We start from the raw sequence: 11,119 nt of genomic DNA, 5'->3' as shown, positions 1-11,119 counted from the left end.
TCCCTCGGAGAAAGGACGCGACACCAACGCCCGACGAGCACGGAAACTGCGACAGAGCCATTCTGCCACACCGAAACACACGCCGAAGCCAGGGCTGACATTTTCGGTTCCTGCAGGGATGGTACAACAAGCACCGCCTTCATGCTGCGTTGAGCTACATCACACCAGAGCAGAAGGTGGCGGCGTTCCAGGCGGCTGCTTCAGAGCCGCGTAACACTGTTCGTGAAAGCGGGGGAAGGCCAGCGGGTGGCCGAGGCGGTGGAGCGCCGCGGCCTGTCCATCTTCCCCGCCGGGGTGCGCTGCGTCTGGCAACGGCACGACCTCGAGACCATAAAGAAGCGGCTGAAGGCGCTCGATGCCAGGAGCGCCTAGGATGGGCTTATGCTCACCGAGGCCCGGATCGCCGCCTTGGAAACGGCCAGGCAGGACAATGAAGCCCACGGCGAGTTCGAGAGCGAGTGCCAGGGCTACTGCGGCGCCCAGGACACCTGCTACGTCGGCACGATGAAGTTTGAAGCTGACGGCGCGGCGCGCCCCAGCGATGCTGCCAAACCGGGACAAGGCATTGCAGTGTGCACCGCTCTATTCCGCCCGGTACGCTTTGCCTCGTACAGGCATTGGTCAGCCATCCCAATGAGCGCAGCCGGTCCGGTTGCCTCCTCGCCTGGCACTGGCCAGATCGTCGCACCACCTACGCTCACAGTCACAACGCCCCCAGGCAGCCCACTGGCCTCGTGTGGCAGGGCCAGAGCTTCGACCTCAGCTCGTACCCGCTCAGCCACGGCCGCAGCGCCCATGGCATCTGTCTCTGGCAGCAAAAGCGCAAACTCCTCACCGCCATAGCGGGCTGACAGGTCACTGGCCCGGCGCACGGTGCCGCCGAGCACCGCTCCCACCAGCCGCAAGCACTCGTCGCCCTTTTGGTGGCCTTGGGAGTCGTTCATCGCCTTGAATCGATCCACGTCAACCAGCAGCACAGAAAGTGGCAACTCGGCCCGGGCGCAACGCCGCCATTCCCGTCCGAGCGCATCATCCAGGCTGCGTCGGTTGGCGATGCCAGTAAGACCGTCAAGAGTGGCCAAGCGCGCCAGCTCAACCTCAACCCTTTTGCGCTCAGTCACATCGCGCGATACCACCACAAGCCCATCCTTCTTCCCTGTTAATGGGTCACGGACGGCGCGAACGGTAGACTCCATCCAGATCCAGGTGCCGTCAGCCCGACGACTGCGGTAGCAAAGTGTGGCCTCCGTATCGTCATCGCTTTGCTGCAATCGGTCTGATGCTGCAGCCACGGCTGCTGCATCGTTGGCATGGATCTCATCTCGTGGACGGCGCCCAACAAGTTCTTCCGGCACCCGGCCGAGGATGCGGAACGAGGCGGGGGAGACATATCGGCGTAAACCGTCCGGGCCTATGCGCGTCACCATGTCGGCACAGTTTTCTGCGAGCAGACGGAAGTTGGCTTCGCTCTCATATGTGGCGGCCTCAGCCTCCTGGCGCTTCCGCATCGTGCGCCCCAGGGCGAGCGACGCTAGGAGCAGGACGCTTACCAGGACGAGCGCGGCCAAACTGACGAGGATGGCATGCTGTCGCCAACCTGCCTCAATGTCGTTGATCGAGAAGGAGACCGCAACCCGGAGGGGCGCTCCTGCGACGCTTGCGAAACTGTGCATCTGGCGCTCGCCGTCGAAATTGGAAACCGCGACGAACTGGCCGCTCTCGCTCTGCATGGCGCGCCGGTAGACTTCAGTCGCGCTGACATCGCTGCCGATAAAGGCATCGCGGTAGGGCACGCGCATCACGATCGTGCCGTCCTCGTGAAACAGCGTCAGGGATCCCTTTGCTCCAAGATCCATGGCCTCGAAGCGTTCCCGGACTGAGTTAAGACGGACCGCTCCGACCGCAACACCGCCAAACCCACCATCAGGTGCAGGCACACGACGGCTGAAGGCAAGGCTCGCGTCGCTGCTCAACCCGCTCCGAAAGGGTTCGCTCACGTGCAGTCCAAGCGCGGCGTTGTCCCGGTGAGCTCGGAAATAGCCTCGGTCAGCAAAGTTGCCTTGCAGAGGCCCGTCAAGCCGCGACGAGGCCACGATGTCGCCGCGCGCGTCCAAAAGTACCATGTAGCCAAGATTCTTTGCAGCAGCGGCCCGGTCGAACAGCACCATGTTGCGCAGCTGCGGCTCGAGGCTCATGACACCCAAGACCTGGCTATTGTCCGCCGCGCCCTTGAGAGAGAGGTCGAGGCTCTCCACAGTTCGCTCGATCTCTGTCGCCATGGCGCGAGCGAGATTTCGACCAGACTGGCTGGCGCGATCCCAGGTATCCCTGCGGGCTTCGAGCAGAGCTTCGGTGACGAGGCCGCAGAATGCTGCTGCCACCGTCAGGGTAACCGCGGTGAGATGCCAGCCTTTGAGGCGCCAGGGCCGGAGGTTCATGGAATCTTCCCGAGCCGGGCCTTATGGGCAGCCCTACGTTAACTCACGATTCCGTGATATCGGCATGGGTGCCGCTTGTCCAGCGTCATGATGCAATCAGTGAGCGAATTATTTATACTCAGAAACCCCTACAAGGATTTAATGCCGCCGCGGTAGCGAGATGTCGAGCTGGTCGTGCAGCCGCGGGCTTGCCGGGCGAGGCGCTCGGCCAGTGGGTCGGAGCCCGCAGTGGTCCGTTCCGGCACGTTTGTGTTCCTCCGCGCCCTACGCAAAGCAGCGAGATCAGGCCCTCGGTCTGACGCAGCGCCAGGCGGAACACGGCACGCAGCGTCAGGACGGTGGCGATGGCCAGCGCGGAGTAGGCGGGCTGCCCGCCCCGGCCGGTGCGCGGTTCGGCGGTCCATGCCTCGACCGCCTCCGGCGTGAACCACACGGTGAGGGTGCCGCGGGCGCGCAGGCCCGCATCATACATGGCCCAGTTGGTTACCCGGTGCCGCTGCTTCGGGATGTGGTGGTGCCGAGCGGCGTTCGCTTTGAACGGCAAGAGGTATGCCCCTGCAGGATGAAGAGGCCTCGCCCCGATCTCACACTACCCGCAGCCGCTCAGGCGGGCGACCGCTGCAACAACGTCACAGCGTGCATGACCGAAGCTGACCGCCATGATCTATGCCCACCCGTACCCCATCTTTGCAGATCCTAATAATCAGCGCTTACCTAGAGCGACCCTGATCTGTTGTTCCTCCAAGTCAAGTTCCGCAATCAATGCTGCCATAGCCTCGGTGTCGAGTTCTTCCTTGTGCTCCGCTAGGAGCTTGGCGCGCGCAGCCTCGACAGCAGTTAGCCGCAAGCCGAGCCGTGTGGCATCGCGTTGCGAGCCCGTCTCAGCGTCCTGGCGCATTTGGTCGGCCTGTTTGGCGCGAATTCGGAGGTCCCGTAGGAGTTCATCGGCAGCGGCCGCCTGCTCAGGGTCGTTAAGCTTTTCACCCACGGCATCCATAGCCGCCACCGTCGCCTCACTGCGTGCAGTGATTGCTTCTGGCGTGACGGCCGGGTTCAGGGGTTCATTCTCCGGTTCACTCACGCCCAGGTGCCGTATCAGTGGCCCAAGCGTCGTTCCTTGAAGCACGAGCGTCGACAAAATAGCGCAGAAGGCAAGAAAGAGAATGATGTCGCGTCCCGGAAACTCCGCCGGAAGGGCCAAGGCCGCGGCGAGGCTCACGACCCCCCGCATTCCAGCCCAGGATAACACCGTCACATGGGTCCAGGGCGGCATGGGATCGCGCTCTCGTAGCTTTGGCGACAGCACCCGCGGCAACCAAGTCGCCGGGAAAATCCAGACGAAGCGGCTGGCGATCAGCGCAGCCGAGACAGCCAGGCCGAGACCTGCAAGCTGCCAAGGATTGTATTGTTCGAGCCGAGCCAGGATGTCGCGCAGTTGCAAGCCGATCAGAATGAACACCAGAGCGGTAAGGACGAACTCGACGAAGCTCCAGACTGCACCTGACTCCAGCCGCGTGCGTGCTGTGAAGGCTGCGTGCTGCTGTCGTCCAAGCACGAGGCCGCAGGTCACAGCCGCGAGGACGCCAGAGACATGCAACTGTTCGGCCGCAATGTAAGCGGCAAAGCCAGCCAAAAAGGTCACAAGAATATCGAGAAGCGTGTCCTCCAAACGGGCGAAGATCCACATGGCGACCCGCCCGACGCCGTATCCCATAGCGGCACCGCCAGCGGCTGCCAACACAAAGGACATGGATGCTTCACCGAGCGAGATGCTACCCGCCATGGTAGCGGTAACGGCGAAACGATAGAGCACCAGCGCAGAGGCATCGTTGAGTAGGCTCTCGCCTTCCAACACGGTGACAAGGCGCTTTGGGATCCGAAAGTTCTTCAGCACCGAGGTCGCCGCCACCGCATCGGGCGGAGCAACGATAGCGCCAAGCGCGACCGCAGCGGCCCAGGGCAGGTCAGGCAAGAGAAGCTTAGTGGTCACAGCCACGGCGCCTGCGGTAAACAGGACCGCGCCGAGGGCCAGCAGCAGTATCGGCCGCAGGTTAAAGCGGAATGCAGGCCAATCGGTACGGTAGGCGCTTGCCTGCAGGAGCGGCGGCAGGAACATGACCAGCGCCAGTTGAGGGTCGAGGTCAATGGTTGGCAGGCCCGGCACCAAGGCCAGCGCCATGCCACCAATCACAAGCACCACGGCCAATGGCATATGCAGGTGACGTGCGACGAGAGCCAACACAACGGAAGCGGCCAGAAGGCCAAGCAGAACTTCGAAAATTAGCATGACGCAATGACCGCCTCGGAGCGTGTGATCACGAAGCCCAACGCGGAAAGCACCGTCGGTAGGCAGATGGGCCGCCGATGAAAATGAGGAACCGTCGATTTGTCGACCCTTCTGCTGCCACGCTGGCATGCCGCAGGCGACGCACAGCGGTGTTTAGGCAGCGGCGGAGCCCCGCTGGCATCCGCCCACATTTCGAACGCCCGCGCCCTTGCGGTCCGATACCCGATGACGGTGACGTGGCCACGGCGGAGATGGAAAAGGTCAACGATTGAGTTGTGAGCAGAAAGGAAGCGATGTGCCTGCCGATGCGCCTTGAAGCGCTTGATCTGCCGTTCTCCGCCTAGGGTCGGTGACCGGACTGTCTGGCTAACTGGTCTGGCTCCGATCCGGTCTCTGGCCGCGCCACCTTGGAAGGTCTCGAGGCTTTCAAGGAAACGCGGCCATGACCAGGACAAGCCTAGACGACACCCAATGGGTGTCGCTGATGCTGGTGATGCAGCAAGTTCCCCTTATCTGGAAGCGTGATGACGTGGCACTGCGCCGTTTCGTCGAGGCGGCGCTCTGGATTGGCCGGACCGGCGCGCCCTGGCGTGACTTGCCGGAGAGCTTGGGCCTCTGGTCGAGCGTCTATCGCCGCTGGCGGCGTTGGTGCCTGCGTGGCTGGTGGGAGATGATCTTCGAGGCGCTTCGCCCAAGCCTGCCCGCTGACGGGCTGCTGCTGCTGGACTGTACCACCTGCAAGGCCCACCGGGCCGCGAGCGGGGCGGCGGGCAGCACGGCAGCTGCCGAGGCGCTCGGTCGCAGCCGTGGCGGGCTCTGCTCCAAGCTGCATGCCGGCGCCGATGGCGCAGGCCGCATCCTGCGGCTGATCGCCAGCCCCGGACACCACTCGGACCTGCGCTATGCCACAGCGCCCGCTTCGGGCATCCCGGCCTGCGACGCGGCGCTTGGCCGCGGTTACGTCTCGGCGCCGCTCCGTGCGGCCTTTGCCGTCGAAGGCTGCACTGTCCACACCCCACCCAAGCGGGGCATAATCGATCCAGCCGCATGGGATCCCGTGCCGTATACCCGGCGGCACCACGTCGAGAACCTGTTCTCGCGGCTCAAGGACTTTGCCCGCATTGCCCTGCGACGCGACAAGACACGCCGCAGCTGGATGGGCTTCGCCCATCTCGCCGCCACCACGATCAACCTGTGCATCGCTGAGGCCGGTCACAGACCTTAGTTCACAGCCGACAAGTTCCTTCCATCTCACGCCTTATCCAACAAGGACCGGCACCGCACGACATCGAGGTGGGCCTTCCTACCGCGCTGGTAGTTGAGACTGAGCAAACTCCGCGTACCTGCTGCCCAGCGATGATTTTCGGAAGCGAAGAACCGTCACCATCAACCGTCTCATGAGATCGGAAATGCATGGGCTCGAGCAGAGCGTGGTGAAGCTGGAGTAGGTGACGCCATAGATCAGACAGACAGCGCTATCCGGCCGAGGCGCCGCTGAGCCGCACTAATTCGCGCATTAATGGCTCCTGTGTACGGGCGTAAGCCGCGTAGTCCTCCGGTCCCACCACCCAAGGTGTTGCGCCATTGTCGGTGTAGGTCTTCGCCAATTCAGGACTTGTGAGAGCGCGATGCGCCAGCGCCGCCATGTGCCGGATCATTCTCGGCGGCAGGCCGGCTGGAGCGATCAACCCATTCCAACTGGTAAGGTCGAAGCCTGGCAGGAACTCCGCCAAAGCTGGCAGGTCGGGGAGCACTGGGCTTCGCTCCGGACTGGTGACCGCCAGCGCCCGCACCTTGCCGTCCCGGACTGCCCCGATCGGGCCAGCAAGGTTGTCAAAGATCACCTGCACCTGGCCAGCCATGAGGTCAACGAGCGCTGGTGCGCCGCCGCGGTACTGCACGAAGGGCATATCCGTGCCGGTCGTCATCTTGAATAACTCGGCCGACAGGTGTGGCGTGGTGCCGGCACCACCTGTTGCGTAGTGATAACGCCCTGGATGCGCTTTCAGCAGCGCGATCAGCTCCGGCACGCTGCGCACGGGAAGTTCGTTGTTGACGATCAGGATGTTGGGCTGTCGGTACAAGCCCGAAATTAGACTGTAATCGCGGAAGGGATCGTAAGGCAGGTTCGGGAAGAGCGAGGGCGCAATGGCCAAGTTGGCGACACCACCAAGACCCACGGTGTAGCCGTCCGGGCGAGACTTGGCGATGGCGTCGCTGCCCACCGTACCGCCGGCGCCGGTGCGGTTCTCCACCACGAACTGCTGGCCGGTGATCTGCGTCATGGCCTGGCACCAGGCGCGAGAGAGGATGTCGTTCGCTCCGCCTGGGGCATAGAGGTTGATGTAGCGCACCGTCTGCCTGGGCCAGTCGTCGGTCTGCGCCCGGGCCAGGCTTGGCGCGGCCAGGCCGGCGGCGATCAACGTACGGCGGGGCAGGAAAGAACGCGGCATCCTCGTCTCCTCCGGTACGGCTCTGTGGCCCGTTCACCTGGCAGTCTGCGGCGTCAAGAGGCGGAAATGCCAGCGCAAACGACAGTCCTGCCAGGAGGCGCTATTTCTGAAAGATCCGGGAAGCGGATCGGCTGTCGTACGATCCACTTATCTCGACTTTGGCCATTTGAGGCGAGGGCGGCGGAGCGGGCTCGGGCGTCATCTCGCCAGCATGCCCCAGCCGCTTCGTTCCGGCCAAAGAGCGCGAAGTTGACAATGCCGCACCGCGTCCGTCGAGTTTCAGACGCGCGCTGTCGCCGGATGATTGCCGTTCCGGCCTTCCTCTACCCGCGCCGCGCGAGCCGGGCTGCCGGCACGCAGCACGCCTTGCCCCGCCGTATTGCCGATGGCGTTTTGCCTGGCAGGCATATTGCGTTCTGCATATCATCATCCTCACCATGACGGAGGGCCACCGCGCGCATGCGGGCGCGCCGTGCCAGCCGCATGGTCGCGGGGCATCCAGCACGGCCCTCCAGTCAAAAAGACCTCCAGGGAGTGACGCATGACCGAGACGACGCTCGCCAAGCCCGTCACCGCCGACACCGCGACGGACCGGACAACACTCGACGCGCTGATCATCGGCGTCGGCGTGGCCGGCTTGTACCAGCTGCACCAGCTTCGGCAGCTCGGCCTCAAGGTCCGCGCCTACGACACCGCCTCGGGCATCGGCGGCACCTGGTACTGGAACCGATATCCCGGCGCACGCTTTGATTCAGAAGCCTACATCTACCAGTACCTGTTCTCCGAAGATCTCTACAAGGGCTGGAGCTGGAGCGAGAAGTTTCCCGGCCAGCCGGAAATCGAGCGCTGGCTCAACTACGTCGCCGACCGACTGGACCTGCGCAAGGACATCCAGTTCAACACCACCATCGCTTCGGCACGGTTCGACGAGGCAATCGGACGCTGGATCGTGCGCACCGCCGCCGGCGAGACGATCGACACGCAGTTCCTGGTGACCTGCTGCGGCATGCTGTCGGCTCCACTGACGGAGGCCTTTCCTGGGCAGGACAGCTTCAAGGGGCAGCTGGTCCATACCGGCCGCTGGCCGAAGGAAGGCATCGAGCTCGCCGGCAGGCGGGTCGGCGTGGTCGGCATCGGCGCCACGGGCATCCAGGTGATCCAGACCATCGCGCCCGAGGTCGGGCACCTGACCGTTTTCGTCCGTACGCCGCAGTACATCGTGGCGATGAAGAACCCGAAGTACGGGCCGGAGGAGGTCGCCGCCTACAAGGCGAGATTCGAAGAGCTGAAGCGGACCATCCCCAATACCTTCACCGGCTTCGAATACGACTTCGTCCACAAATGGGCCGACCTGGTGCCGGAGCAGCGCCGTCGTGTGCTCGAGGATACTTGGCAGGACGGATCGCTGAAGCTCTGGCTCGCCTCGTTCGGGGAGATGTTCTTCGACGCGGCGGTGAATGACGAAATCTCCGAGTTCGTGCGCGAGAAGATGCGCGCGCGGCTGAAGGACCCGAAGCTCATCGAAGTCCTGGTGCCGCAGGACTACGGCTTCGGCACGCATCGCGTTCCACTGGAGATGGGCTATCTCGAGACCTACCTGCGACCAAACGTCGAGGCAGTGAACGTGCGGGACAACCCGATCGAGCGCGTGGTGCCCGACGGCATCCAGCTGGCGGATGGCCGGGTCGTCCCGCTCGACGTCATCATTCTCGCAACCGGCTTCGACGCCGGCACCGGCGCACTGACCCGCATCGACATCCGCGGCCGCGGCGGCCGGTCGCTGAAGGAGGAGTGGGGCCGCGACATTCGCACCACGATGGGGCTGCAGATCCATGGCTACCCCAACCTGTTCACCACCGCCACGCCACTGGCGCCCTCGGCCGCGCTCTGCAACATGACGACCTGCCTGCAGCAGCAGACCGAGTGGATCACCGAATGCATCCGCCACATGCGGCAGCACGGCCTCGCGGTCTGCGAGCCGACGCAGGAGATGGAGGACCGCTGGGTGGCGCATCACGACGAAACGGCGGGCGCGACCCTGATTGCGAAGACGGTCTCCTGGTATCTCGGCTCCAACGTCGCGGGGAAGCCGCGCCGGGTGCTGTCCTACACGGGCGGCGTCGGGACCTACCGCCAGAAATGCGCCGAGGTGGCCGCGAGCGGCTATCAGGGCTTTGCCATGCGCTGACGCCGGCCCGCGTCACGCCACCGAGGGAGGAACAGCCATGGGCGCCGATTTCAAGGCCGCCGCCGACACCATCCTGCAGCGCGTCGTCACCTCCAGCCCCCGCGTACCCGGCGTGGTGGCGATGGCGACCGACCGACACCGCACCATCTACGAGGGCGCGGCCGGCGTCAGGCGGCTCGACCGGCCGGATCCGATGACGACGGATACGGTCTTCGCCATCTTCTCGACAACCAAGGCGATCACCGGCACCGCGGTGCTGCAACTGGTCGAAGACGGCAGGCTCGACCTCGACGCGCCGGCGAAAGCCTATGCCCCCGACATCGGCCGGCTGCAGGTGATTGAGGGGTTCGACGAAAAGGGAGCGCCGAGGCTGCGGCCGCCGAGGCGCGAGGTGACGACGCGGATGCTGCTGCTGCACACCGCGGGTTTCGGCTACGACTTCTTCAACGAGACCTACAACCGCCTGGCGCAGGAGCATGGCCAGCCGAGCGTTGTCACCGCGAGAAAGGCGTCCCTCATGACCCCGCTGCTCTTCGACCCCGGCGAGCGGTGGGAGTACGGTTCGAACATCGACTGGGCCGGCCAAGTGGTCGAGGGGGTGACCGGCCAGCGTCTCGGCGAGGTCTTCCGCAGCCGGATCTTCGGGCCGCTCGGGATGCAGGACACCGGTTTCTTCATGACAGCGGCCATGCGCCGCCGCGCGGCGGGAATGCACGCTCGGGGCGATGACGGCTCGCTCTCGCCCATCGAGTTCGAGCTGCCCGCCGAGCCCGACGTGCACATGGGCGGGCACGGCCTCTACGCGACCGTTGGCGACTACATGCGCTTCATCCGCATGTGGCTGAACGACGGCCGGGCCGAGCACGGCCAGGTCCTGAGGCCCGAGACGATCCGCATGGCGGAACGAGACCAGCTCAACGGCAAGAAGATCACCATGCTGCCGGGCGTCATTCGGTCGCTCTCCAATGACGCCGAGTTCTTCCCTGGCCTGTCGAAGTCCTGGGCCCTGACCTTCATGGTGAACGACGAGGAGGCGCCGACCGGGCGCCCAGCGGGAGCGCTCGGCTGGGCTGGCCTCGCCAACCTGTTCTACTGGATCGACAGGGCCAACGGCTTCGGCGGCTTCTGGGCGACGCAGATCCTGCCCTTCGGGGATCCGGTGTCCTTCGGGGGCTACATGGAATTCGAAACCGCCTTCTACGCGGGGCTGCGTCAGCGCAAGGCGGGGTGACCTGCCCGGAACGGGCCGTGATGGTCCGGGCGCATGGCTTGGCAGCGGTGGGGACTGCGGCGTGCCGCCGCCCATCGGGTCGGGCCGCACCGGACGCCTGCCCTCACGCCGGTGCTTGCTGGCCCGGCCGCCGCGGTACCAGGTCGGGGAGCGGCGGATCTCCTCCGCCGCCTGCCGCCAGGCCGCCAGGCGCTCCGGACCGGCCGAATGGGTGTCGAGCAGCCCGGCCGTTTCCTGCGGCCCGCCGCGGGTCAGCCTCACCCTGCGCTCGACGCCCGAGAGCGGCGAACGTGCCGGCTACGATGGCGCCAAGCGCAAGCGCGGCTCCAAGCTGCACCTGGCCGTCGACACCCTCGGCCACCTGCTGGCCCTGCACGTCACCCCAGCCAACGCCGAGGACCGCGGCCAGGTCGAGCAGCTCGCTCAGGCGGTGCAGTCAGAGACCGGCGGGAGCCCCCCCGTGTCAAAGCAGTTGTCGCGTGGATAGGATCGCGCAATGAGGGGGCGCGGGTGATCGAGAAT

General features: G+C 65.0%; 7 protein-coding genes and 2 pseudogenes. 5 read left to right on the top strand and 4 right to left on the bottom strand.

All coding sequences use genetic code 11. The features are described 5' to 3' along the window. Positions 1-243: 243 nt before the first annotated feature. Positions 244-510: pseudogene (locus AC5JJ1_RS02380) on the top strand (IS481 family transposase); the annotation flags it as partial. On the opposite strand, the gene AC5JJ1_RS02375 reads toward AC5JJ1_RS02380, so the two are convergent. The 3 genes from AC5JJ1_RS02375 to AC5JJ1_RS02365 form a co-directional block, all read right to left on the bottom strand. Beyond that, positions 492-2,438, bottom strand: coding sequence for a diguanylate cyclase domain-containing protein (locus tag AC5JJ1_RS02375; protein WP_495783514.1), 1,947 nt, complete (start codon positions 2,436-2,438; stop codon positions 492-494). The pseudogene AC5JJ1_RS02380 and the gene AC5JJ1_RS02375 overlap by 19 nt on opposite strands. A gap of 118 nt (positions 2,439-2,556) precedes the next feature. Then, positions 2,557-2,982 (bottom strand): transposase, encoded by a 426-nt coding sequence (locus tag AC5JJ1_RS02370; protein WP_495783513.1) that lies wholly within the window; start codon positions 2,980-2,982, stop codon positions 2,557-2,559. A 159-nt stretch (positions 2,983-3,141) separates the two neighbouring features. Continuing rightward, the gene (locus AC5JJ1_RS02365; protein WP_495783512.1) at positions 3,142-4,725 is read right to left on the bottom strand and encodes a Na+/H+ antiporter; all 1,584 of its coding nucleotides are present in this window, start codon (positions 4,723-4,725) and stop codon (positions 3,142-3,144) included. A gap of 442 nt (positions 4,726-5,167) precedes the next feature. Between AC5JJ1_RS02365 and AC5JJ1_RS02360 the strand changes: the two genes are divergently transcribed. Further along, positions 5,168-5,950, top strand: coding sequence for an IS5 family transposase (locus AC5JJ1_RS02360; RefSeq protein ID WP_495783511.1), 783 nt, complete (start codon positions 5,168-5,170; stop codon positions 5,948-5,950). Positions 5,951-6,200: 250 nt separating this feature from the next. On the opposite strand, the gene AC5JJ1_RS02355 is transcribed toward AC5JJ1_RS02360, so the two are convergent. Continuing rightward, positions 6,201-7,178, bottom strand: a complete 978-nt coding sequence (locus AC5JJ1_RS02355) for a Bug family tripartite tricarboxylate transporter substrate binding protein (RefSeq protein WP_495783510.1) — start codon at positions 7,176-7,178, stop codon at positions 6,201-6,203. Between the two features lie 541 nt (positions 7,179-7,719). On the opposite strand from AC5JJ1_RS02355, the gene AC5JJ1_RS02350 reads away from it, so the two are divergent. The 3 genes and pseudogenes from AC5JJ1_RS02350 to AC5JJ1_RS02340 form a co-directional block, all read left to right on the top strand. Next, positions 7,720-9,366 (top strand): flavin-containing monooxygenase, encoded by a 1,647-nt coding sequence (locus AC5JJ1_RS02350; protein ID WP_495783509.1) that lies wholly within the window; start codon positions 7,720-7,722, stop codon positions 9,364-9,366. 37 nt (positions 9,367-9,403) lie between these two features. Further along, positions 9,404-10,597, top strand: a complete 1,194-nt coding sequence (acmB, locus tag AC5JJ1_RS02345) for a methyl acetate hydrolase AcmB (RefSeq protein ID WP_495783508.1) — start codon at positions 9,404-9,406, stop codon at positions 10,595-10,597. Positions 10,598-10,850: 253 nt separating this feature from the next. Beyond that, positions 10,851-11,048, top strand: a pseudogene (locus AC5JJ1_RS02340) (transposase); the annotation flags it as partial. Positions 11,049-11,119 lie beyond the last annotated feature (71 nt).

The sequence above is a fragment of the Belnapia sp. genome (assembly GCF_059504005.1).
This window is presented reverse-complemented; position numbering and strand designations above follow the sequence as displayed.